19 protein-coding genes are annotated in these 25,133 nt (G+C 41.7%); 9 read left to right on the plus strand and 10 right to left on the minus strand.

The genetic code is table 11. The features are described from left to right. Positions 1-899 precede the first annotated feature (899 nt). Together IM477_RS08280 and IM477_RS08285 are read right to left on the minus strand one after the other, a co-directional pair. The gene (locus tag IM477_RS08280) at positions 900-1,562 is read right to left on the minus strand and encodes a calcium-binding protein (protein WP_287731316.1); all 663 of its coding nucleotides are present in this window, start codon (positions 1,560-1,562) and stop codon (positions 900-902) included. 510 nt (positions 1,563-2,072) lie between these two features. Beyond that, positions 2,073-3,260 (minus strand): glycosyltransferase, encoded by a 1,188-nt coding sequence (locus IM477_RS08285; protein WP_287731317.1) that lies wholly within the window; start codon positions 3,258-3,260, stop codon positions 2,073-2,075. Between the two features lie 337 nt (positions 3,261-3,597). Here IM477_RS08285 and IM477_RS08290 point away from each other — a divergent pair, with 337 nt between their 5' ends. The 3 genes from IM477_RS08290 (at position 3,598) to IM477_RS08300 (ending at position 8,690) form a co-directional block, all read left to right on the plus strand. Then, entirely contained in the window at positions 3,598-4,821 is a 1,224-nt protein-coding gene (locus IM477_RS08290) for an NAD(P)/FAD-dependent oxidoreductase (protein WP_287731318.1), read from the plus strand. A gap of 30 nt (positions 4,822-4,851) precedes the next feature. Beyond that, complete coding sequence (locus IM477_RS08295; RefSeq protein WP_287731319.1) at positions 4,852-6,054, plus strand: S-layer homology domain-containing protein; 1,203 nt, start codon at positions 4,852-4,854, stop codon at positions 6,052-6,054. Positions 6,055-6,464: 410 nt separating this feature from the next. Then, positions 6,465-8,690, plus strand: coding sequence for a heavy metal translocating P-type ATPase (locus tag IM477_RS08300; RefSeq protein ID WP_287731348.1), 2,226 nt, complete (start codon positions 6,465-6,467; stop codon positions 8,688-8,690). 59 nt (positions 8,691-8,749) lie between these two features. Here IM477_RS08300 and IM477_RS08305 read toward each other — a convergent pair whose 3' ends face one another. Beyond that, positions 8,750-9,121 (minus strand): four helix bundle protein, encoded by a 372-nt coding sequence (locus IM477_RS08305; protein ID WP_002784626.1) that lies wholly within the window; start codon positions 9,119-9,121, stop codon positions 8,750-8,752. A gap of 194 nt (positions 9,122-9,315) precedes the next feature. Between IM477_RS08305 and hemE the strand changes: the two genes are divergently transcribed. Further along, entirely contained in the window at positions 9,316-10,368 is a 1,053-nt protein-coding gene (gene hemE, locus IM477_RS08310) for a uroporphyrinogen decarboxylase (RefSeq protein WP_069474777.1), read from the plus strand. Between the two features lie 151 nt (positions 10,369-10,519). After that, the gene (locus IM477_RS08315) at positions 10,520-11,467 is read left to right on the plus strand and encodes an NAD-dependent epimerase/dehydratase family protein (protein ID WP_287731320.1); all 948 of its coding nucleotides are present in this window, start codon (positions 10,520-10,522) and stop codon (positions 11,465-11,467) included. Between the two features lie 204 nt (positions 11,468-11,671). Here the strand turns inward: IM477_RS08315 and IM477_RS08320 are convergent, their stop codons facing one another. Both IM477_RS08320 and cysC read right to left on the minus strand, forming a co-directional pair. Beyond that, positions 11,672-13,399 (minus strand): ABC transporter ATP-binding protein, encoded by a 1,728-nt coding sequence (locus IM477_RS08320; RefSeq protein WP_287731321.1) that lies wholly within the window; start codon positions 13,397-13,399, stop codon positions 11,672-11,674. Between the two features lie 372 nt (positions 13,400-13,771). Next, complete coding sequence (gene cysC, locus IM477_RS08325; RefSeq protein ID WP_287731323.1) at positions 13,772-14,317, minus strand: adenylyl-sulfate kinase; 546 nt, start codon at positions 14,315-14,317, stop codon at positions 13,772-13,774. A gap of 299 nt (positions 14,318-14,616) precedes the next feature. Between cysC and IM477_RS08330 the strand changes: the two genes are divergently transcribed. Both IM477_RS08330 and IM477_RS08335 read left to right on the plus strand, forming a co-directional pair. After that, complete coding sequence (locus IM477_RS08330) at positions 14,617-16,785, plus strand: lytic transglycosylase domain-containing protein (protein WP_287731325.1); 2,169 nt, start codon at positions 14,617-14,619, stop codon at positions 16,783-16,785. Between the two features lie 283 nt (positions 16,786-17,068). Next, complete coding sequence (locus tag IM477_RS08335; RefSeq protein WP_287731327.1) at positions 17,069-17,899, plus strand: energy-coupling factor transporter transmembrane component T family protein; 831 nt, start codon at positions 17,069-17,071, stop codon at positions 17,897-17,899. 96 nt (positions 17,900-17,995) lie between these two features. Here the strand turns inward: IM477_RS08335 and coaE are convergent, their stop codons facing one another. Both coaE and purC read right to left on the minus strand, forming a co-directional pair. Next, positions 17,996-18,595, minus strand: coding sequence for a dephospho-CoA kinase (gene coaE / locus IM477_RS08340; RefSeq protein WP_287731329.1), 600 nt, complete (start codon positions 18,593-18,595; stop codon positions 17,996-17,998). A 113-nt stretch (positions 18,596-18,708) separates the two neighbouring features. Continuing rightward, positions 18,709-19,434, minus strand: coding sequence for a phosphoribosylaminoimidazolesuccinocarboxamide synthase (gene purC, locus IM477_RS08345; protein WP_287731331.1), 726 nt, complete (start codon positions 19,432-19,434; stop codon positions 18,709-18,711). A gap of 336 nt (positions 19,435-19,770) precedes the next feature. On the opposite strand from purC, the gene IM477_RS08350 reads away from it, so the two are divergent. Continuing rightward, positions 19,771-20,067, plus strand: a complete 297-nt coding sequence (locus tag IM477_RS08350; RefSeq protein ID WP_002784608.1) for a DUF7219 family protein — start codon at positions 19,771-19,773, stop codon at positions 20,065-20,067. Between the two features lie 270 nt (positions 20,068-20,337). Here IM477_RS08350 and thrS read toward each other — a convergent pair whose 3' ends face one another. Beyond that, on the minus strand, positions 20,338-22,137 hold the full coding sequence (thrS, locus tag IM477_RS08355) for a threonine--tRNA ligase (RefSeq protein ID WP_287731334.1): 1,800 nt from the start codon (positions 22,135-22,137) through the stop codon (positions 20,338-20,340). 134 nt (positions 22,138-22,271) lie between these two features. Between thrS and IM477_RS08360 the strand changes: the two genes are divergently transcribed. Beyond that, a complete protein-coding gene (locus IM477_RS08360) occupies positions 22,272-23,192 on the plus strand; it encodes a metal ABC transporter solute-binding protein, Zn/Mn family (RefSeq protein ID WP_287731336.1) in 921 nt (306 codons plus the stop codon). Positions 23,193-23,494: 302 nt separating this feature from the next. Here IM477_RS08360 and IM477_RS08365 read toward each other — a convergent pair whose 3' ends face one another. Both IM477_RS08365 and IM477_RS08370 read right to left on the minus strand, forming a co-directional pair. Continuing rightward, positions 23,495-24,589: a CobW family GTP-binding protein gene (locus IM477_RS08365; RefSeq protein WP_287731338.1), complete on the minus strand. Its 1,095-nt coding sequence runs from the start codon at positions 24,587-24,589 to the stop codon at positions 23,495-23,497. 102 nt (positions 24,590-24,691) lie between these two features. Beyond that, on the minus strand, positions 24,692-25,129 hold the full coding sequence (locus tag IM477_RS08370; RefSeq protein WP_002743713.1) for a DUF4079 domain-containing protein: 438 nt from the start codon (positions 25,127-25,129) through the stop codon (positions 24,692-24,694). Positions 25,130-25,133 lie beyond the last annotated feature (4 nt).

Genomic DNA, 25,133 nt, shown 5'->3' on the forward strand with positions numbered 1-25,133 from the left:
ATTAATTTGTTTGGTGCGTTACGCTATCGCTAACGCACCAAACTAAAAACTTCATGGGATAAATCAACATCTTTGATTATAGCTTAAAATCCATGATCGCACTACAGATAATCGCACTCACTCCCCATCCCCAAATGGTAAAATGTAGGGTGCGTTAGACGGCGACAATTTCTGCTTAAACTTAAATCTAACAATCCGTCGTAACGCACCACATCTATCATTAATTTATTTGGTGCGTTACTAGATTAATCGATAACATTGTTACTTCATGGGATAAATCAACATCTTTGATTATAGCTTAAAATCCATGATCGCACTACAGATAATCGCACTCACTCCCCATCCCCAAATGGTAAAACGTGGGGTGCGTTAGACGGCGACAATTTCTGCTTAAACTTAAATCTAACAATCCGTCGTAACGCACCACACCTATCATTAATTTATTTGGTGCGTTGCAAGTAAAACGTAGTGCGTTAGACGGCGACAATCTCTGCTTAAACTTAAATCTAACAATCCGTCGTAACGCACCACATCTATCATTAATTTAACTTGGTGCGTTACGCTATCGAAGAGCGCACCCTACTACTAAACAAATTGAAAATCAACATGGACCAACGAAATGCTGGTGTTATCTTGAACGACTCCAATTAAGTCACCTCCTTGATAGATGGCTGTATCTAAAGCAGAAGTACCAGCCCAATTTTCCCTCGATAGGCGAAGTGAAGAACTCCACTTAATTTGAATACGGTCTAGCCAGTCGATGTCAACAATAAGAGCATAACCACTACCTTGATAATAGTTACCAAGACTTTCACCTAAGCTAAACGGCTTTTACTTCGGATCACCGATATAGACTCCAAAAGGGTTATAGCTATTGGATCATGCAGGTTAAGTGCCGTTTAGCTTAGTACAAAAACGTCCCATCCAGACCCTCCAACTAAGGTATCATACTGATTGTTGTTATAAGTTAGAGATGTAGAGCCGGTTAAGAGATCATCACCAATACCACCACTTAGATAATCATTCCCTGATCCCCCTCGTAAGGTATCATTTCCCGAGTCTCCATATAAACTGTCATTGCCAGTTTCTCCATCTAAATAATCGTTGCCATCCCCTCCCCATAAGGTATCATTTCCCCATTGTCCATATAAATAGTCATTGCTAGTTCCTCCATCTAAATAATCGTTGCCATCCCCTCCCCGTAAGGTATCATTTCCCCATTGTCCATATAAACTGTCATTGCCAGTTTCTCCATCTAAATAATCGTTGCCATCCCCTCCCCATAAGGTATCATTTCCCCATTGTCCATATAAATCGTCATTGCTAGTTCCTCCATCTAAATAATCGTTGCCATCCCCTCCCGATAAGGTATCATTTCCCAATTGTCCATACAGATAATCGTTGCCGTTGCCACCGCTAATAATATCATTGTTGGCATTACCGTAGATGGTATCATTGCCACCATAACCATACGCAATAAGTTGTTTTCTTCCCGTATAGTTGCAGTAGTCTGCGGAACTTGTGCCGTGGTAAGTGTCGTGAAAAGTGTCGTAAAACATCATGGCTTAATCCTCCTATTTGTTGTTCATAATAACCAATGTTCACTCTACCCCCCCCCCGGAAAAACTGTATTACAAGCTACAATTTAACAAATCTTTACATTTACCTCCCCGGCTGGGGTTCTTTCCCAGTAAAACGTAGTGGATTGTTTCAGCTAATTTGGTGTATTAGAAAAATGCTATAAATTCTATAATCTAAGATTTTAAGCCGAAATCTATTGCCCTATTTTAGTTGAAACAGTCCAGTAGGGTGCGTTAGACGGCGATAATCTCTGCTTAAACTTAAATCTAACAATCCGTCGTAACGCACCACACCTATCATTAATTTAACTTCATTATAACATATAATTAATTTGCAATAGTTCTTATCTATCATTAATTTATTTGGTGCGTTACGCTATCGAAGGGCGCACCCTACTGGACTTTTTCAATTACTATTTTCTTGCACTAACATCAGATTTTAACAGGTCAAAAGCCCTATTTTAAAAGCTTTTTACCATTATTCAGCAATCCCTAATTAGGATAAACTCGCCCTTTCCAACCTCCCCCTTGGCCGCGCCAATAACGCAGGGCAGAATCGACGGTCATTAAACTATAAAAGAGGGCAATTAGGGGTAAAGTTAAAGCCCGCAGGGGGGATAATTTATATAGTCTTAAAGTCGGGCTATAGGAAAGGGCGATTAGTAATAAAGTGACGGTGCTAATTATAATAATTGATGTTTCTTTTAAGACTAATCCCCAGATTAAACCCAAGGGGGCGGCTAAATAGGTTAAAAACATCCCGAAAATTGTGCCGATTAACCAAAGTGTTGAGTAATTTAGTTGTGTGAAGGCGGTGCGGGCTACCATATTCCAAATGCTGGCTAAATCGGGATAGGGACGGAGACTATAGGTGCTTTCTGTTAATCCTAACCAGATGGAACTCTCGTTATTTTCTGGGTGATTTTGCAGATATTTTTTAACCGCAATCGCCAAGGAACAATCATCAATTAAAGCTTGTTTAAGAATCTCAATACCGCCAATTTTTTCTAGGATATCTCGGCGAATTAAAATGCAACCCCCAGCGGCGGCTGCTATCGGGGAATTAGGATTATTAACTAGGGCAAAAGGATAGAGTTTCTCGAAGAAAAAAACGAAGGCAGGAATAAGAAATTTTTCCCAAAAACTGTCACAGCGTAGCAACACCATCAGGGAAACTAAAGCTTGTTTTTCCTGTACTGCTTTAGTAACTAATTGGGTTAAATTATCTGCTGCGTGGGCAATATCGGCATCGGTGAAGAGAAAATAATCGGGTGCAAATTTCTCGGTAGCCTCTGTTATTCCCTGTTTCATTGCCCATAATTTACCCGTCCATCCTATCTCTAAAGGTTGTCCAGAAATAATAGTTATTTGTCCAGATTTATGATATTTATCGGCAATTTCTTGAGCAACTTTTCCCGTACCATCACTGCTTTGATCGTCAATTAAAACAATCGAAAATTCTCCTTGATAATCTTGGTTAAAGAGGGAGGTTAAACTGATAGGTAAAACGTCGGCTTCGTTTCGCGCTGGGATAATTGCCGAGACTTTTGGATAATTTGTTAAGGGAGAAGTGACAGAATTAATTTTTTGGTTAGATAGCCAAAATTGTCCCCTAGCTAAGATTAAATATAACCAAATTATCAGCGATAAAAAAGTAACTAATAATAAGAAAAATGTCATAAGCTAGTCGGCCTTTTGATGAGGGAATAGGGAACAGGTCAAAAAGAGTAAGTAGGTAGGTGTTAAAAGTTGTCAGACACCCCCCTTATCAAGGGGGGCAGGGGGGATCCCCCCGCCTATCGGCACCCCCCTTATTAAGGGGGATCCCCCCGCCTATCGGCACCCCCCTTATTAAGGGGGGCAGGAGGGATCGAACCTAAAATCCATTTTTAATTTAATTATAACCAGCTACTTATCAAATTTAGATGCACAACAGCTTCATAAGTTTGGGGTTTAACAGAGGGCAATTTAGGGTAAAATAAAAGCAAGTTAGCAAGATTAGGCGAGGGCGTAAATCATGGATTATGATGTCGTAATTATTGGGGGGGGACCGGCGGGAGGTCACTGTGGTAGATTATTAAGTGAAAAAGGTTATCGTGTTCTTTTGGTGGAACAACATTCTAGTTGGCAAGATAATAACTTTTCTAGTGCCGCTTCTCCCCTAGAAATTTTAGAACAATTCAATCTCCCCGAAACCGTAGTGGCTAGGTTTTGGAAAAATATCGAAATTATCTCCACTAGCATACATCATTTTTGGTCATCACCGCAACCTTTAGGGGTAGTTTTTGATTTTGCCAAATTGCGAGAGTTTTTAGCCGCAGAAGTGCTGCGTTGGGGGGGAGAAGTTCGTTTAGGTTGTCGTTATCTGAAATATCAACAGATGGAGGATAAGCTAACTGTTTTCTTGAAATCAAAAGGCGAGGAAATCGAAACAGTTAATACTCGTTTATTGGTTGATGCCACGGGATACGCTAGAGCAGTTATGTATAAACACAGACGAGAAAAACCTGATTTTTTAAAAGCAGTGGGCATTGAATATTTAATTGCTGTGCCAGAATTAGATTATCAAAAGTATCAAGATAATTTAGTTTTTTTTCTCGGTCATAAATGGAGTCCTAAAGGTTATAGTTGGATTTTTCCTATGGATAATCAGCAATTAAAAATAGGAGCTGCTTGGTTAGAGGGAGAACATCCTTATATTTCTGAAGTTAAGCCTTTAAAAAGTTATATTACACAAATTATTCAAACCTACATGAATCTCTCTAAATATGATATAATTGACAGCCATGGTTCTATTTTAGAATATTCGCTCAATCTGCAAGATATTTATTATCAAGAACCGAATATTATAGCGATTGGTGATGCGGTTTCTACGGTTAACTTTTTAGGAGGGGAAGGTATTCGCCATGCTATGAAAGGAGCCGAAATTGCTTGTCAATACATGGAAGAATATTTACAGGGAAAATCGAGTAATTTTGCCGCTTATCAACAGAGGATGCAAGAATATTTTCAACCCAAATGGAATTTATCCGATCGCCTCAGTCGCAAAGTTTATTTAGAATATAGTGATGCGCGTATCGATCAAGGAGTATCCTATCTCAAGTATCTTGCCACCCAGGATATAATCGACATTTTATTTTACTACAAATTTGAAAAATACACAAAAGGGTTAGGAGGATTTCTGCTGGGGAAATTACGTCAATGGTGGCGCAGAATTTTTCCTAGTCAAAACCCTGGATAAATAAGCTAGGATAAAGCTAAGGAAACAATATTGGTAAAGACCGTGAGTAAGTTTATTCGCTACAGTACAATGATCACCCTGCTGGGCATTTTAGCAGCCTGTAGTGGCAATCCTGTCCTAGAAAATCGTCTGGCTGCCGATCCTAATCTACAAACAACTCCCATACCAGAAAACTCTCCTAATAACAAGCAATTACCCGCAAATTTTCCCGCAGAAATTCCTCGATATAGTCAATCAGAATTATTATCCGTGCAGACAAATCCTGATAATACTGGTGGACAAACCCGTTGGCAATCCAACGATCCCAGCAATGCGATCGAGGCTTTTTATCAACAGGAATTAGTTAATAATAATTGGGAAATTATCACTCCCTTTTCTGGGGAAGGAGTCAATAGTACCTTGACAGCCCGTCGAGATAATTTAGAATTAACTATCACCATAACTGCCACTTCTCCCAATACCGAATATAGCCTCGATTATCGTCCAACGGGAACCCCGATTGCTTCCCCTAGTCCCTCCCCTATTTCTTCCCCCTTACCCAATCTCAATCCCACCAGTTTTAACGATCTCGAATCCTTACCTAATCCCTTAAAGAGCCACATTCAAGACTTAGCTAGATTAGGAGTATTAACAGGTAATAACAATCAGTTTAACCCTAATGATACAATAAAGCGCCGAGAATTTGCCCGCTGGTTGTTACAGGCTAATAATGCCATTTATGCCAATGTAGCGGGTAAACAAATCCGTTTAGCTACTCCCAATAGTTCCCCAGCTTTTAGTGATGTTAAAAATAACGATCCCGATTATATTTATATTCAAGGATTAGCGGAAGCGGGGTTAATTCCCTCTCCTTTAACGGGAGATAGTAGCGCCCTTTTATTCCGTCCCAATGCTCCTTTAACCCGGGAAGATTTAATCGCGTGGAAAGTGCCATTAGATATTAGAAAAGCTTTACCGAGCGCCAATCTTGATGCGATTAAAAATACTTGGGGTTTTCAGGATACTAATAAAATTAACCCGCAGCTGGTGCGCGCTCTTTATGCCGATTTTCAAAATGCCGAACAAGCCAATATTCGGCGAGTTTTTGGTTTTACTACCCTATTTCAGCCAAAAAGACCAGTAACTCGCGCTGAAGCTGCCGCTACTTTATGGTATTTTGGTTTTCAGGGTGATGGTGTTTCCGCTGCCGATGCTTTGCAGGGTCAAGATACGCAACAGAGTGGGGTTAATTAGGGTTTGCGGCAAAAAGTTTTTCCTGGGGGCAGGGTGTGGGGTGTGGGGTGTGGGGTGTGGGGTGTAGGGTTTTACCGATTTTGAGGGGGTCAATTACCTAATTTTCAGGGAAAAAGTCCAGGAATTTTCCCCCCGATCACTCGCATATCCGGTACTTTTTGATTGACAAAAAGTCTAAAAGTCTTACCCAACAAGGTTTTTAGATTTATTCAGCAAGCCCTAATTGAAATTTGTCCATAAAAACTAAGGGTGTGTTAGGAAAATACAAGCACTCTTTTTGACATTTCTTCATATCTATTCAGAAAAATTAACAGAGGATTCTTGACCCTGCAGCTAGGGGAATATTTTATGCTAAAGATATAACTCTGCTGCAGGGGATTTTCTTGCTGACTTCCGCTGCTATTAAAATTATGACCCATCAAACTCTTAAACTTGCCGGGATGAGTTGCGCTGGTTGTGCTGATTCGATCGAACGGATAATTAAATCTATCCCCGGAGTGATTCGATGTCAAGTTAATTTTGGCATGGAACAGGTGGATGTGGACTATGATCCCAAGCGTACCGATATTAACACTATTCAAGCAAAAGTTAGGGATGCCGGTTTCCAAGCTACACCGATAACGGAAATTAATCTCGAATCCAGGCCAGAAAAAGAACTTCTCACCAAACTATCGATCGCTATTGTTATTAGTATTATACTTTTTATCGGTTCTTTGCCGATGATGACGGGTTTATCTCTATCTTTTATTCCCCACTGGTTACACGATCCCTTATTCCAATTAATTCTCGCTACTCCCGTCCAATTTTGGTGTGGTCAAAGTTTTTATAAAAATGCTTGGAAAGCCTTTAAAAATCGCACCGCCACCATGGACACTTTAGTAGTTTTGGGAACCAGTGCCGCCTATTTTTATTCCTTGTTTTCAACCTTCGGGAGCGATTTTATCGAAAAACAGGGGTTTGATTCCCATGTCTATTACGAAGCATCAGCTATCGTCATTACTCTGATTTTACTCGGTCGTTTCCTCGAAAAACGTGCCAGAAAAGAAACGGCCGCCGCTATTAAACAATTAATGAGATTACAGGCAAAAACTGCTAGGGTGATTAGGGAAGAACAGACGCTAGATCTACCGATCGAAGAGGTGAAAGTAGGAGATATAATTTTAGTGCGTCCGGGAGAAAAAATTCCCGTCGATGGCATAATTATCCAAGGCAGTTCTAGCATTGATGAATCGATGGTGACGGGGGAAAGTTTACCCGTGCGAAAAACCGTCAATCAACAGGTAATCGGTGCGACAATTAATAAAACTGGTAGCCTACAAATGCAAGCGTTACGGGTGGGAAAAGATACGGTTTTAGCTCAGATTGTCCGATTAGTGCAAACCGCGCAAGCATCAAAAGCACCTATACAAAGATTAGTCGATCGAGTGACCGCTTATTTTGTGCCAGTGGTGATGATTATTGCGGTAATAACTTTCTTGTTTTGGATTCTCCGCACGGGTAATCTCACCCTCGCTTTGATTACAATGGTGGAAGTCTTAATTATCGCCTGTCCCTGTGCGCTAGGATTAGCTACACCCACCTCGATTATGGTGGGAACAGGACAGGGAGCAAAACAGGGAATTTTAATTAAAAATGCCGAAAGTTTAGAATTAGCCCAGGGCATTACTACTATTGTTCTAGATAAAACCGGAACTCTCACCCAGGGTAAACCAACGGTGACGGACTTCTTGACTCGCGAGGGGGTGGGGGATGGACGGGAATTATCGCTGCTGCAGTTAGTCGTATCGGTGGAGAATCATTCTGAACACCCGTTAGGAGAAGCAATAGTTAAATATGGGCGGTTAAACGCCATTAAAACCCTAGAAGTAACCGAATTTGACTCAATAACTGGGTCAGGAGTGCAGGGAAAAGTCGGGTCGGATTTAGTGCAAATCGGTACACAACAATGGTTAGAACGTCAAGGGGTTGAAACAAAAGTTCTTAAAAAAGTCGCCCACGATTGGGAATGGCAGAAAAAAACCGTGGCTTGGATAGCGGTTAACGGGCATTTAGAGGGGTTGATTGCCATTTCCGACGTTTTAAAACCTTTTTCTTCTTCAGTGGTCGCCAAGCTCAAAAAAATGGGCTTAGAGGTGATGATGATGACGGGGGACAACCTCGAAACCGCAGAAGCGATCGCCAGCGAGTTGGGTATCCGGCGCTTTTTTGCCGCACTCCGTCCCCAACAAAAAGCCGAAAAAATCGAATATTTGCAGAAAAAAGGGAAAATAGTCGCCATGGTTGGAGATGGCATCAATGATGCGATCGCATTGGCGCAAGCGGACTTAGGTATTGCCATTGGCACGGGGACCGATGTAGCGATCGCCGCGAGCGATATAACCTTAATTTCGGGAGATTTAGAGGGAATTGTGACTGCTATTGAGTTAAGTCGGGCAACAATGCGAAATATCAAAGAAAATCTCTTTTTTGCTTTTATTTATAACCTGATTGCCATTCCCATCGCTGCCGGAGTCCTCTATCCTTTTCTGCTCAATCCGATTATTGCCGGTGCTGCCATGGCTTTAAGTTCCCTTTCCGTGGTGACGAATGCTTTACGATTGCGTCGAGTTCATCCCAGGGTGGGGAGCAGGGTGTAGGGTGTGGGGTGTAGGGTGTAGGGTGTGGGGTGTAGGGTGTGGGGTGTAGGGTGTGGGGGTTATTTATTTTCAAGAGCGCGAATCAAAGTTAGCAGGAGTCGGCCTACTGATTCACATTGATTAAGAATAGGATTGACGCTCTGAGGGGAAGCTAGTTCAACTCTTTGAGAGATTAACCAATGAGTCTCCAACTCTTTGAGAGAACCTTGAGCTATGTACAAAAATTGGATGTATTCTCCCCTGGTTTTGCGTCCATACCCCTCGGCAATATTCGCTGCTATTGACACCGAAGCTCGGCGAATCTGTGTTGTCATCCCATAAAGCTCTTCTTTGGGAAAAGTTTTAGTGAGACGATAGCAACTTTCAGCTAAATTTACGGCCTCCTGCCAAACTCTTAAATCTCGGTAAGATTGAATTTTTGAATCCGCCATAGATTTTATCAACTTATCCCTATAGCCTACACTCTACACCCTGTCTCAACCCAAAAGATTGTACTACAATTTCCAGTACCCAGTTTCAATGCAAAGAGGGATAACTTTCGTTAACAATTCTTAAGGAAAAACTAGAAAAATTAGCTGTACGGGGGATGATACCGTAGAAAAGGCAATAGAATAATCATCGTGATATGACTGACTCCCCTGAAATACCTTATTTATTACGCGCTGCCAAAGGAGAAATCTTACCCCGTCCTCCCGTGTGGATGATGAGACAAGCAGGACGTTATATGCAGATTTATCGGGAATTGCGGGATAAATACCCCAGTTTTCGGGAAAGATCGGAAAATGCCGATTTAGCGATCGAAATCTCTCTGCAACCCTGGCGCGCTTTTCAACCGGATGGGGTGATCATGTTCTCCGATATCCTCACTCCCCTAGCGGGAATCGGTATTCCCTTTGATATTATCGAAAGTAAGGGGCCGATTATCGATTCTCCCATTCGTACTCAAGCGCAGGTGGACCAACTTAATCCCCTCGATCCCGATCAGTCTTTACCTTTTATCAAAACGATTTTAAAAACCCTACGTCAAGAGGTGGGAAACAAATCCACTGTCCTCGGTTTTGTCGGAGCGCCTTGGACTTTAGCAGCATACGCAGTGGAAGGGAAAGGTTCTAAAAGTTATTCTGTGATTAAAGGGATGGCTTTTTCGGAACCCTCGGTACTGCACCAATTTTTAGATAAATTAGCGGATATGATTGCCACCTATGTCCGTTATCAAATCGATTGTGGGGCGCAAGTGGTACAAATGTTCGACTCTTGGGCGGGTCAATTAACTCCCCAAGATTACGATGTTTTTGCCTTACCCTATCAACAAAAAGTAGTTCGTTTGGTGAAAGAAACCCATCCCGATACACCGTTAATTCTCTACATTAGTGGCAGCGCCGGCGTTTTGGAAAGAATGGGTAAATCGGGGGTTGATATTATTAGCGTCGATTGGACTGTGGATCTGGCCGAAGCGAGACAGCGTTTAGGTAAATCGATGATGGTTCAAGGTAATATCGATCCGGGGGTTTTATTCGGTTCCCAGTCTTTTATTCGCGAGCGGATTATTGATACTATTCGTAAAGCAGGTAATCAAGGTCATATTCTTAATTTAGGTCATGGTGTTTTGGTGGGAACTCCTGAAGATAACGTGCGTTTCTTCTTTGAAACCGCTAAACAATTTAGTTATCAGGACTAGGGAACAGGGAACAGGGGATGGGGAAATGGGGAAATGGGGGAATGGGGGAATTCAACTAAAACCCTAAAACCCTAAAACCCTAAAACCCCAACACCATTTTTACTTTTTACTTTCAAACTGTCCCCTAAATTCTGCCGGATCAATTAAAATAATGAAAAAAATATTCCTAACGGGTGTGAGTGGCTGTATTGGGCATTATATCGCTGAGATTTTACTGGAAAATCCCGACTATGAATTATATTTTTTAGTTCGTAATCCAGACAAGTTAAAATTTACTTACCAAGGGCGATCAAATGTTCATATACTTTTAGGCGATATGGAAAATATTGGGGTATATGCCGATCTTTTAAAAACAATGAATAGGGCGATTTTAATCGCTACCAGTTGGGGAGGAGAGGAGGAAAGTTATCAGATTAATGTGGTAAAAACCCTAGAATTAATTAGTTATTTAGATGCTCAAATCTGCGAGAAAGTCCTCTACTTTTCTACCGCCAGCATTCTCAATCAAAATAATCAACCTTTGCCCGAAGCTGGGGAAATAGGAACTAATTATATCCGCACTAAATATATTTGTTATAGTAAATTTGCTCACCTAGAAATTGCCAATAAAATTATCACTTTATACCCCACTTTTGTCTTAGGTGGTGACGAAAATAAACCCTATTCTCATATCTATGGCGGTTTACCGGATGTGTTGAAATATATCGGTTTAGTGCGTTGGTTTCAAGCTGATGGCAGTTTTCATTTTATCCATGCCAAAGATATAGCTCAAGTGGTGAATTATTTAATCGAAAATCCCGCACCAGAAAGCAAAATTGTTCTAGGCAATCAACGCACAACAGCTAACCAAGCAGTGGAGGAAATCTGTACTTATTTAAACAAAAAAATCTACTTTCGCATTCCTTTATCTTTAACCATTGCTAACTTTTTTATCAAAGTTTTTAACTTGCAGATGGAAGCATGGGACCGTTTTGCCATGAATTATCGCCACTTCACCCACATTAAAACCTATACTGCTGCCGATTTTGGTTTAAAAAACTATTGTTCCACCCTCGATGATGTTTTAGCCTTGCGAGGAATTCCCCGAAAAAAACCCTAAGTAGTTGGGCTGCGGGGTTTGGGGGAGGCACTTCGTCCCCCGACGGGTAGGGTTGATTCATGAATCAACCCTACCTTGAATCAACCCTACCTTGAATCAACCCTACCTTGAATCAACCCTAGGGGTTTGGGGGGTAGAACCCCCCAAAAACTTGGCTTGAGTGATAAAATCAGAAATAATGCCCAACTCTTAACGCCAAATAGACTAATCTTGAAATTGTCTAGCATGAAATTGAGCGTAACGACCATTAAGATTTAATAACTCCTCGTGATTACCCACCTCGATAATTTCACCCTTTTCTAAGACTAAAATACGGTTAGCTTTTCTGACAGTTGCTAATCGGTGAGCAATAACAAATACTGTGCGCTCCGTCATAATTCTTTCTAAAGCTTCCTGCACTAAAGCTTCCGATTCCGAATCGAGCGCGGAAGTCGCTTCATCTAAGATTAAAATTCTCGGATTAGATAAAACCGCTCGCGCGATGGCGATTCTTTGTCTTTGTCCACCCGATAAATTAACACCCCTTTCTCCCACATAGGTATAGTAACCCTGAGAAAGTTCACCGATAAATTGATGAGCGTTGGCAATTTTTGCCGCTTTTTCTACCTCTTGCAGATTAAAATCTACCTGGCCAAAAGCGATATTTTGGGCTATAGTGCCAGAAAAGAGAATATTTTCCTGCAAAACTACGCCAATTTGTCGCCGGAGACTTTTTAAAGTCACATCACGAATATCCACCCCATCGATTAAAATCTTGCCGGCAGTGGGGTCATAAAAACGCAATAAAAGATTAACTAAAGTGGTTTTTCCCGCTCCCGATGCTCCCACTAAAGCAATCATTTCCCCAGCGTGTGCAGTAAAATTAATATTTTTTAAAACCTGTCTGTCCTCATTGTAAGAAAAATTTACTTGACAATATTCAACTTCTTTGCTATGGGGTTGCAGATTGATCGCATTCGGTTTTTCGGTAATTGTTGGCAAAATAGCTAACAATTCAAAAATCCGATCCATGGAGGCTTGACCCTGTTTAAATTGATTATAATTACTGGTAATATGGGCGATGGGATCGATTAACATTGCCACCGCTGCCACATAACTAACAAAGTCAATTCCAGTTAAATTCTTTTGGGAAATTTGCCAACCAGCGAGAAAGAATAAAAAGATGACACCGAGAGCTTGTAAGAATCCCACCACGACGTATTGTAAAGCTTTGGTGGATTCTGATAGGTATTGAGCGCGGCGATTTTCCTCCGCTTCTTGGGCAAAAAGCTCGGTTTGATAATCTTCAGCAGCGAAAGCTTGCACCACACGAATACCGCTAAAAACTTCGGTTAATAACGCAGAAAGATTAGATATTTTCGCTTGGGCGCGACGAGCATATTGTAATAATTTTTCACCAAAAAATCCCACCAAAACTCCCAACAAAGGAGCGATAATAATGACAGCGATCGTCAATTGCCAGTTAACAATAAACATATAGGCAAAGACGACAATTAACTGTAAGGCTGAGGGAATAAAATCATGGAAAAATTTGTTAATTACTTCCCCAATGCGATCAATATCTTCCGTTAAACGATAGGATAAATCACCAGTTTTCGCAGTTTCAAAGTAATTTAAGCCGAGGGTTTGCAGGTGTGCATAAACTTTTTTTCTTAATTCGAGAGCAATTTTTAAAGAAGCTTTTGCCATCAGGGAATCTTGCCCATACTGAGACATTCCCCGCAGTAAAAAAACCACTGCCCCCACCCCCGAAAGTGTCGCCAATGCTTGCACATTTCCCTCACCGATATATCTGGCCATTTGTCCGGCTAACCAAGCTAAAATCGGCCAAAATACCGTAAATCCGATCGTACAGATAAACGCCAAAATAATTGTTTGGGTTTGGGGACGGAGATAGGGAATGAGGTTCCAATAACTAGAGCGAGATTTCAAAATAATTTAGCGCCTTTAAATATAAGTATTCCTGCAAAATTAATTTGCTAGTCGAGACAGTTATCAGTTATCAGTTATCAGAACGTAGGTTGGGTTGAAGCATGAAACCCAACACACCCATGGATTACGCTACCGCTAACCCATCCTACAAATAATTGTGCCTCCCTACTTACTGTTTACTGATCACTGATTACTGTTTAGGCTCTCTTTCACTTTGACCAGAGGTTTACTAAGAGGTATAATTAACTTGGCTTAGGTACTGAAGAAAAGGAGATTGACTAACAAATTTGCTTAAGCGGTTAATCAGGATGTAGAGACGTTTGTAGTCCACGTCCCTACGATATTTTCCAATAATACAAAGTTATGCTGCGATTAAACCGCCACAGCTTGATGAATGTAGCCTAATTCCGTCAATTTGTTCCAGACTTTGGCGACACTTTCCTCTAAAGTCTCTAAATCGGTGCGGCATTCCACTTCCGGGTTAAAAGGTGGTTCATAGGGATCATCAATTCCCGTAAAAGACTTGATTTCGCCAGCACGCGCTCTTTTATATAATCCTTTCACATCGCGATCCTCACAGACGCTTAAGGGAGCATTCACGAAAACTTCGACAAAACTGCCGATTTTTCCCCGTACTTCCTCGCGAATCTCACGATAGGGAGAAATAGCCGAAACTAGGACAATCACACCGTGACGGGTGAGCAAATTAGACACAAAACCAATGCGACGGATATTTTCATCGCGATCCTCTTTACTAAATCCTAAACCTTTGGTGAGGTTCGTCCGTACTATATCGCCATCGAGAACTTCAATTGAATAACCTTCAGCGATTAATTTTGCCTGTAATGCCTCGGTAATCGTGCTTTTCCCCGCACCGCTCAATCCCGTTAACCAAACCGTCACGCCGCCTTGTTTCATAGCAATCATTGATAATACTTAAATCCTGTTTAGCGTACCATATCTCAGTGATCAGTGATCAGGAGTCAGGAGTCAGGAGATAGGAGATAGGAGATAGGAGACAGGAGACTCCGAGACAGGAGACTCCGAGACAGGAGATTATTTTTATTTATCCTTCCCATCCCCCCACACCCCACTTCCCACTTCCCCACACCCCACACCCCACACCCCACACCCCACTTCCCCAACCTGATTGAAACAAACAACCTGTCACCACGATCATTGATAATGTATGTTGAGTTACTGTCTTGAATAAGGTAATGTTTAAGAAATTCCCCCCTCACACCCCGCTCATTCTTGGACTAGGTTCTGGGGTTGCGCTTTTTACTCTCACCAGTCTCTTTCTCTTTCACCCGAAACTTCTCGCTTGGCTCGATCGCAATAGTGCTTCGCTTCCTAGCCAAGATCCTAACCAACCCTCTGCCGTGGTTGATAGCGCTTCCTTACCACAAACCGAGCGAGATGTCAAGTTAAAAGATGTTGCCGATGCCAACGCGCCCTCTTTAGATCGTAGTCGCGCCCGCTATCTCCTGTCCATGGATTTATTGAGAAAATATGAAGGGGGTCCGGCTTTAAAACAATTAGAAGGCTTAGAAAAACAATATCCTGTCCTCGCTCCCCAGATTCTCCTCAAACAGGGACGCGCCCACGAATTAAGCAATGATAGTGAAAGAGCGCGAGAAATTTGGCAAAAATTACTGGAAACCTATCCCCAATCGCCCGTAGTGGCGGAAGCTTACTACTCTTTGGGCAAATACGACCCCAGTTATCATGAAAAATTGCTCAAGGAATACCCCCGACACCCGCGTACTTTGGCTTTAATTCGCCAACGTCTTCAAGAAAATCCCGATCAATTTCCCTTATGGTTGCAGTTAGCCAAGGCTAATCCTTTTGATCCTACCCTCAATCAAGCCCGCGATCGTTTGGTGAAAGACTACGCCGAGCAGTTAACTCCGGCGGATTGGGCAATGATTGGGGCGGGTTATTGGCAGTCGGGATTGTACGAAAAAGCCTATAAAGCCTACGCTAAAGCCACTCCTAGCCCCGAACAAGCCTATCGTTACGCCCGCGGGCTACAAATTGCCAAAAAACTGCCAGAAGCTCGCACCGCTTACCAAAAATTAATTAAAACCTATCCCCAGGCCCCAGAAACCGGTTTAGGATTACTGCGACTCGCCCAAATTTCTCCTAACCGCGATGCTATAGCATATCTCGATCGCATTGTCAAGCAATTTCCCGATCGCGCCCCGGAAGCTTTGGAAGCGAAAGCCAAATTACTCAACTCAACTAATGCCCAGGCCGCTAGTCAAACATGGCAGACTTTATTAAATAAATACCCAAAATCCGACGAAGCCGCCGATTATCGCTGGTTAATGGCCCAAAGAGCCGCTAAATCCGGTGATTACGCCAAGGCGTGGCAGTGGGCGCAGCCAATTGCGGTTAATAATTCCGATAGTCAAATTGCCCCGAAAGCAGCCTTTTGGGTGGGAAAATGGGCGCAAAAACTCGGCAAAAACCAAGAAGCAAAACAAGCTTTTACCTACACTATTTCTCGTCATCCCCATTCCTATTATGCTTGGCGCTCGGCGGTTTTATTAGGTTGGGACGTGGGGGATTTTACCACTGTCCGCTCCTATAACCCTACCACCGTCAAACCCGCCACTCGTAACGATCCCGCCGCTGGTTCGGAAGCTTTCAAGGAATTATATCGAATTGGTGAAGATACGGACGCTTGGAATCTCTTCCAAGCAGAAATTGTCGATCCTTGGAATTTAACCGTTGACGAACAATTTAACCTCGGTGTCTATAAACTCTCTCGCAATCAAAATTTAGAAGGAATTAACCTGATTTGGCGCTTGCGAGAAAGAGATACCCCGGAGGAAAAGAAAGCCTGGAAACTCCTGCGACAAAATGATAAATACTGGCACGCTTTATTCCCTTTCCCCTACTACGATACCATCCTGCAATGGTCAAAAGATAGACAATTAAATCCCCTGCTAGTGACGGCTTTAATCCGGCAAGAATCCCGCTTTGAAAAAGAAATTCGTTCTCCTGTGGGGGCAGTGGGATTAATGCAAATTATGCCCGATACGGGTAAATATATCGCGGGTAATACTGGCAATAAAAGTTATTCTTTAACTAATCCCGAAGATAACATTATGATGGGGACATGGTATCTCGATTATACCCACGGCAAATTCGCCGGAAATTCACTTTTTGCCGTGGCTAGTTATAATGCTGGACCTGGGGCAGTTTCCAAATGGAGACAGCGTTTTGATTTTAGCGATCCCGATGAATTTGTCGAGAATATTCCCTTTAGAGAAACTAAAGGTTATATAGAATCGGTGTTTGGTAATTATTGGAATTATCTCCAGATTTATAACCCCGAAATTCAAGAGCAAATGAAGAGAGTTGCTAACCCTTCCTAGTTGATTAATGGGGATGGGTGATTAACTCATTCCCTTAAGTAAGTAGGGAGGCACAATTATTTGTAGGATGGGTTAGCGGTAGCGTAACATAATCGGGCGTTGGGTTTCATGCTTCAACCCAACCTACGTTCATCTTATATTTAATTCCACTTAATAAGGGGTGTGCCGATCCCCCCTGCCCCCCTTGATAAGGGGGGTGCCGATAGGCGGGGGGATACCCCTTAATAAGGGGGGCATCTGACAGTTTTTAACACCTAGCTACTTACTAACTTTTTTCTTGATTATGCAATCATTTAACTGGCAAACCGTCGATCGAGATTCTCCTTTTACTCGCTTAGATTTTCGGACAAAATTAACCATGATGATCGTGGTTACTCTCATCGCTTTTACTTGGGAAAGTCCCCTCGCTGGCGGTTTTCTAACTCTTATTGTCGCTTTAGCTTGTCTCTGGGCCGGGGTAAAATGGTCTTATCTCCTCACCATTTTAAAATTCATGGCTCCTTTTTATCTATTCTTATTAATTACCATGGGATTTTTTAATGTGGAACAGGTAAAAACTTTAACGGGAAAAACTGAATTAACTCCCTTATTAACTGTCGGTTCTAATAAAATGACTGTGGAGGGAACCCTCTACGGTTTAAATGTGATCTTTAAAACTCTCACGATGGTTTTAATTATTCCCCTCGCTATTTTTACCACCGATATAAATCAGATGATGGTGAGTTTAACTAAGGCCAGAATTCCTTACAAAATAGTCTTTATTTTTTCCTCTACCCTGCGTTTATTTCCTCTCCTAGTAGAAGAATCTCGATCGATTATTTCTGCTCAAAGATTACGAGGATTAGCAATAGAAAAAATGGGTTGGTTACAAAAAGGAAAAATTTACGCTTCTATCGCTGTACCTTTAATTTTAAACGCTATGGCTAAATCGCAAAAATTAGAAGTAGTTTTACAAGCTAAAGCTTTCTCTGGTGATCCCGATCGCACATTTTTACAGGAATCAATCTTAACCAATAAAGACTATTTATTAATTATTGGCTTTCTATTTTTATTGGTTTTGGCAATCATTCTCTATGTAAAATTCGGGGTGGGAAAATTTGCCTGGTTGTTTTAAAATTAATCCCTATTGTAAGTAGTTAGGTGTTAAAAACTATCAGTTTCCCCCCTTATCAAGGGGGGATTAAGGGGGGATCGAACCCAAAATCTATCTTCAATTTAATTCTAACCAGCTACTTATAGCTCGATCGATCTGGGTATATAAAGCTTCTAAATCCCCGGAATTGTCTAAAACAATATCAGCTAAGGCAATTTTTTCGGCTAAAGGCATTTGATTATTAATCCGAGCGATCGCTTGTTCCCTAGTTAAGTTATTTCTACTCATTAAGCGTTGAATTTGTTGCTCTAAACCGCAGGAAACCACCCAAATCTCTGTGACTAAATGGGTTAGTTTGGCTTCCAATAATAAAGGAATAGAACAAACAACTATCGGGGCTTCTAACTGCTCTAAATGCCGCTTAAAACATTCTCTAACGTAGGGATGAATCTGACTTTCTAACCAGATTTTTTCCTCGGGATTATTAAAAATAATCTCTCCTAACTGTTGGCGATTAAGGGAATTATCCTCAGTTTTAACTTTTCTGCCATAACGCACAAAAATTCTCTCTAAAATTGCCGAACCTTTTTCCACTGCTTCCCGGGCATAAATATCCGCATCAAGGACAGGAATTTTGTAGATATTTTCTAAATAATTGGAAACCGTGGATTTACCACAGGCTATTCCCCCTGTTAACCCAATAATTCTTCTCGACATAAATTATTAAATTGCTAATCTCAATTAAGGTGCGTTACGCGCTCGCTAACACACCCTACGGTTATAAACTCTCTATCTAAGGTGCGTTACGCGCTCGCTAACACACCCTACGGTTATAAACTCTCTATCTGTCGTAAAACTCTTGTTTGTACTTGTTGATAGGCAGTTTCCACATCTCCTAAATCGCGACGAAAACGATCCTTATCGAGAATGCGCGCTTGAGCATCCTCTTGGGTTTTATCCCAGAGACGACAGGTATCGGGGCTAATTTCATCACCTAGATAAATTTTGCCCGTTTTATCAACTCCAAATTCTAACTTGAAATCGACGAGAATAATCTGGCACTTATCGAAAAATTCTTGTAAATATTGATTGATTTGCAGGGCTAAATCTCGTAACTGATTGACTTGCTCCTCCCTGGCAATATCAATTACTTTTATGCGATCGGGCGTTAACAAAGGATCGCCCAAAGCATCATCCTTGAGGTAAAATTCTACAAGAGGAAAAGGTAAAACTTTCCCCTCCTCTAATCCCGTTTGCTTACACAAACTCCCGGCGGCGATATTTCTGACTACTACTTCCAAGGGAATGATTTTAATCGCCTTGACGCGCATTTCCCTAGAACTAGGGCGATCGATATAATGGGTAGGTATTCCTAGGGATTCTAACCATTGAAATAGGGCAGTGGAGACAGTACAGTTAATTTCCCCTTTACCGACAATTTGCCCGCGTTTTTGGGCATTAAAAGCGGTGGCATCGTCTTTGTAATAAGTGAGGAGAATATCGGGATCATCGGTTTGATAGAGAATTTTGGCCTTACCTTCATAGAGTTTTTCCATAGTTATCATCCTCGGCATTGATAGAAGAAAATCGATAGTCAATCAGATAGTGGCATCAGTAAATTTTGGCGATCAACCCAGACAAAAAGTCTCTATCATTGGGTAGATGATCGTTGAGAAAAATAATGTATAATTGCAGCTTAAAGATAAATGCCAACATTTGGCGACCGAACCTTAACCTATAACCAAAAACTGTCACGATACCAGGGGTCAACTTTTGGCGAATCAGCCAAGTTTTTACTTAAATCCTCAATGATATCCAACAATTGATATTATCTCCCATTACCATTACCGAAAAATCTAAAGAAATTCCGCAAAATTACCCGCCGTCGCCCTATGAACCAGAATCCTCCTAACGATGATAACCCAAATCTCCCCGATCGCCGCAAGGAGAATTTTCTCTATCCTCGCGCCCCCTACTATGGAGAATTTAAGCCAGAAAACTTGCTATTTAACGCCAATTTACAGGAATTTGCCCAAAAAGTCAGTTTTATTTGTAATCTGGAAACGGGGGGCAAAATCAGTTCTCTAGAAGCCTATCAAAAAATTAAAGCCCTCTGGAAAGACTTAAAACAGAGCAAAAAAGGCCTAGGCATTGGGGAAAATCCCTTTCAAAAAGATGATGATACCTAAAGGGTAATAGACCTCTTGCAAAAATCAAAAATCTGACCTTAGGTGAGGAGTCTCCGAGCCAGTAGCCGGTCGTCAGGAGAATTAAGAATGAGCATTAATCAATTAAATGCTCTATTTAGAGATTTTATGCAATTTTATGTCTATTTTTCTCATTTTTGCACTCTCGAAAATTAATTATGCAAGAACTCTAATCAGGAAAAATCTCCTCGCTTGATAAAAAATACTGGGACAGAAATATTTTCTGCCCCATAGAATGAGATGAGCAAACGCTTAAAAATTACCGTGATTTTGGATGGCACTTTCTAATTTTGCCACCACTTCCTCGACGCTAATTACCCCTAAATCGCCCGTGGCACGGGTGCGAATACTTAAACTATTACTTTCCATTTCCTTTGCCCCCACCACTGCCATCACGGGAATTTTTGCAGTTTCGGCATTGCGAATCATTTTACCCAAACGTTCGCCACTGGTATCGGTTTCGGCGCGAATTCCTAACAATTGCATTTTCGCTGTCACCTCTTTAGCGTAATCCAATTGAGTATCACTAACCGGTAATAATCGTATCTGGACAGGAGCTAACCAAAGAGGAAAATCGCCTGCGTATTCTTCGATTAAAATACCGATTAAACGTTCCAAAGAACCAAAGGGTGCGCGATGAATCATCACCGGACGTTTACGATTACCATCTTCAGCAACATATTCTAGTTCAAAACGTTCGGGTAAATTATAATCTACCTGTACCGTTCCTAACTGCCATTCTCTTTCGAGGGCATCTTGGAAAATAAAGTCTAATTTGGGACCATAAAAAGCCGCTTCTCCGGGGGCTTCAAAATAATCCATCCCCAAAGTTTGCACCGCTTTTCTAATCGCTGATTCTGCCTTTTCCCAAGCTTCATCGGAACCGATATACTTATCCGATTCGGGGTCACGAAAACTCAATCGCGCCTTAAAATTCTTTAATTGTAAACTCTTAAACACCGTCAAAATTAAATCAACAACGCTTAAAAATTCCTTGTCTAATTGTTCGGGAGTGACAAACAAATGGGAATCATCCACGGTAAAACCGCGAACTCTAGTTAATCCTCCCAATTCTCCCGATTGTTCGTAACGATAAACTGTACCGAATTCTGCCAAACGCATCGGCAATTCCCGATAGGATCTCAAATCACTTTTATAGATTTGAATATGAAAAGGACAGTTCATCGGTTTGAGGACAAATCCTATTTCTTTACCAGCAGATTCCTCATCGTGCGCCATCATGGGAAACATATCTTCTTTGTACTTTTGCCAGTGACCGGAAATTTTAAACAAATCGACGCGAGCAATATGGGGAGTAACTACGGGTAAATAACCGCGTTTTAACTGTTCTTTTTTCAGAAAATCTTCTAACAAAGAACGAATTAAAGTTCCTTTGGGGGTCCATAAAGGCAACCCCGGCCCGACAGAATCAGAGAAAATAAATAAACCTAATTCTTTGCCTAATTTGCGATGGTCTCGTTTCAGTGCCTCTTCCTTACGGCGCTTGTATTCGGCTAATTGTTGGGGATTTTCCCAGGCTGTGCCGTAAATGCGCTGTAATTGGGCTTTATTCTCATCCCCGCGCCAATAAGCACCCGCTACCGTCTCTAATTCGATCGCTTTTGGGTCTAGTTCGCTTGTATTATCTAGATGCGGACCGGCGCACAAATCCCACCAAGCGTCACCAAGATGATAAAGGGTGATGGGTTCTTGAATTCCCGCCAGAATTTCCAGCTTATAGGCTTCATTAATCGCTTTAATGCGCTTTTCCGCCTCTTCCCGAGAAACTTGCTCGCGAATCACCGGCAGTTTTTTATTGATAATTTTGACCATCTCTTTTTTGATGTCCTTGAGATCCTTATCGGTAAAAGGTTCCGGCACATCAAAATCGTAGTAAAATCCAGTTTCAGTCCAAGGCCCGATAGTAACTTGGGCTTTTGGGAATAATTTCTGCACCGCCATGGCCATAACATGGGAGGTGGTGTGACGAATTCGCTTGAGGTGGTCGGATTCGCTGGTTTTCGGTAGTTTAATCGGGGCTTGGTTATCCATATCTCTTGAATTTACACCTTCTCTATTCTCTATTTTAATAGTAAAAGGAGTCTTTAGTCAGGAAAAAAATCAAGATAGATATCAATGCCATTTCCCCTCACCTCTAACCTCTAAACCCTCATCTCTATTTCCCGATGAAAAAACTAATTTTATCCTGTTTATTTTTGGGATTGGTTGCTTGTAATGCCGCGGTTAATACCACCGATAACCAAAAACCCAAGGTAATCTCCACTAGCACAATTATCGCCGATTTAACCGCACGAGTGGGCGGTGAAGAAATTGACCATCAAGACATTTTAAAACCGGGGGATGATCCTCACGTTTATGAACCGGTTCCCGCCGATAGTGTGGCTTTAGAAAAAGCTGATTTAATTCTCTATAACGGTTATAATCTCGAACCGGGGTTAATTAAAATGATCGATTCTACGGCAGTTAAAGCTAAAAAAGTGGCCGTGGGAGAAGCCATTACACCTTTACAACTGGAAAAAGAGGGGCAGAAAGTCCCCGATCCCCACGTTTGGGGTTCGGCCAAAAACGGGATAATCATGGTGGAGAAAATCCGAGATCAATTGATTGAATTAAGTCCCGAAGATAAAGAGATTTTTACTGAAAATGCCGCCAAATTAATCAGGGAATTAGAAAATCTTGATCACTGGATTACTGCGGCTATTGAAACTATCCCCCCTTCCCAAAGGCAATTAGTCACCACTCATGACGCTTTTCAGTATTATGCTCATGCCTACGGTTTAAAAGTAGCGGGAACTTTAATTGGCATTAGTACCGAAGAACAACCTAGCGCCCAAACGGTGAAAAATTTAGCCGATGCTATTAAAAATCTCCAGGTTCCTGCTATCTTTGCCGAGACGACTATTAATCCCACTTTAATTACCACTGTAGCCGAAGAAGCGGGGGTGAAATTAGCACCACAACAATTATATTCTGATTCGATCGGTGCGGTGGGTACTGGGGGGGATAGTTATGTAAAAATGCTCAGGGAAAATACTCGCTCGATCGTGGAATCTTTAGGAGGAAAAGTACCTCAAGAAGGTCAATAGACCTCTTGTAAAAATCAAAAAATTGTCCTTAGAGTCAGGAGTTAGGAAGGCAGAAATACCGACAATCAGCAATTATCGGTGACTTTTAGATGATGACAAATGGATCAGCAGCTGCCTGTAAGCATCCCACCGAAAAGCTAATGCGCGGGGGGTTTGGGGGCGGCGCCACGCCCCCAACGGGGGGTTTGGGGGGTAGAACCCCCCAAAAGCTTGGATTGAGGGAAAAAATCGAAAGTAACGCCCGACTTTAGCAGAGAGTTTCCCCTTAAAAATCCCAACTTAGTAGATTTACAAAGCGGGGTTTATTTCCCAAATCCTTTACCGCGATTGACAGCAGGTAAAATGAGACAACTGTTAATCTGTTCTTTTAGGGTTTCATGATCGAGATTTTGACCGATAAGAACTAGCTGATTTTTGGGAGTACCTTTCCATTCGTCATCTTCGAGAGTAAAACGTTTGCCACTGAGGTGAAAAATATGACGTTTAGGACTTTCATCAAACCAGAGAATCCCCTTAGCGCGGAAAACGCTTTCCGGTAACTGATTATCGAGGAAATATTGGAACTTCCGAATCGAAAAAGGTTGGTCACTAGCAAAGGAAATAGAAGTAAATCCATCTACCTCTAAATGATTGGAATGGTCGTGATGATCATGATCGTGGTGATGATGATCGTGATCATGATCGCAATGGTCGTGATCGTGGTCGTGGTGATCATGGTCGTGGTGTTCTTCTTCTGTGTCGAAATATTTATCCGATTCAAATAGTCCGACGCTGAGAATTAAGGGTAAAGGAACCTGACTTTTGCTAGTACGAAGAATTCTCGCTCCTTGCTTCATGTCCCGGATTCTTATTTCTAAAGAATCCACATCCGCTTCATCCACTAGATCGGTTTTATTGAGAACAATAATATCACCGTAGGTGATTTGACTTAAGGCCGCTTGCGAGTTGAATAAATCGAGACTAAAATTGGCACAATCCACCATAGTGACAATGGAATCTAAACGGGTCATTTCCCGTAATTCTGTACCTAAAAAGGTTAAAGCTACCGGTAAAGGATCGGCTAATCCCGTGGTTTCTACGACTAAATAATCGATTTTTTCGGGACGTTCGAGAACTTTATAAACTGCTTGAATTAAATCCTCGTTAATCGTGCAGCAAATACAGCCATTATTTAATTCTACCATGCTGTCATCACTGCTGATAATCAGTTCGCTATCGATACCGATTTCACCGAATTCATTGACAAGAACAGCAGTTTTTAATCCCTGTTGATTGCTGAGAATATGATTGAGGAGAGTAGTCTTACCACTACCAAGAAACCCAGTAATAATTGTTACTGGAAGACCTTGTTTTGGCACTGACATCGTGTTAATAGCTTGTGATTCGACGGTTTGCATAATGATTTGGGGGTGAGTATTCTGTCACTAAAAAGCGATTTTTCGGGATGAGATAGCTAGTTTTTCTCGATCAAACAGTCTCCACTCGATCGCCGACTATTTTTATTGTAGATATTTTTGGACCACATCCCATCCTGTTAGGGTAACAAAAAGAAAACCCAGAAACAATAAAAGATTAGTGCCGATGTGGAGAGACCGCGCTAGAGGTGGACGAGTTGTAATGTTCAGGCCGCTAATTGCCGAAACAAAAACCAGAAAAACCACCGATAAACCCGCTATCAGGTGGGAAGAGTGGCCTAAACTGCCATAATGACCGATTGTTCCCACTAATCCGATTCCCAGTAGAATTAAGACCAAAGCAACCATGATCAGGCCGCTGAGGAGATGAAAGGATCTTAACCATTTCGGTCGAGATTGGCCCGCGAGTCGTCGATAACCCATGTTTACCCCCGAAACCGCTAGTAAAAAATAGGCAAAGAGGGTAAATCCCATCGACCAAGCGGCAATTTTCCATAACCAGAGAAAGGAAGGGAGATTCATAGGG

Origin of the sequence: Microcystis sp. M090S1, assembly GCF_020246295.1 — a bacterium.
GTDB classification, from domain to species: Bacteria; Cyanobacteriota; Cyanobacteriia; order Cyanobacteriales; family Microcystaceae; genus Microcystis; species Microcystis aeruginosa.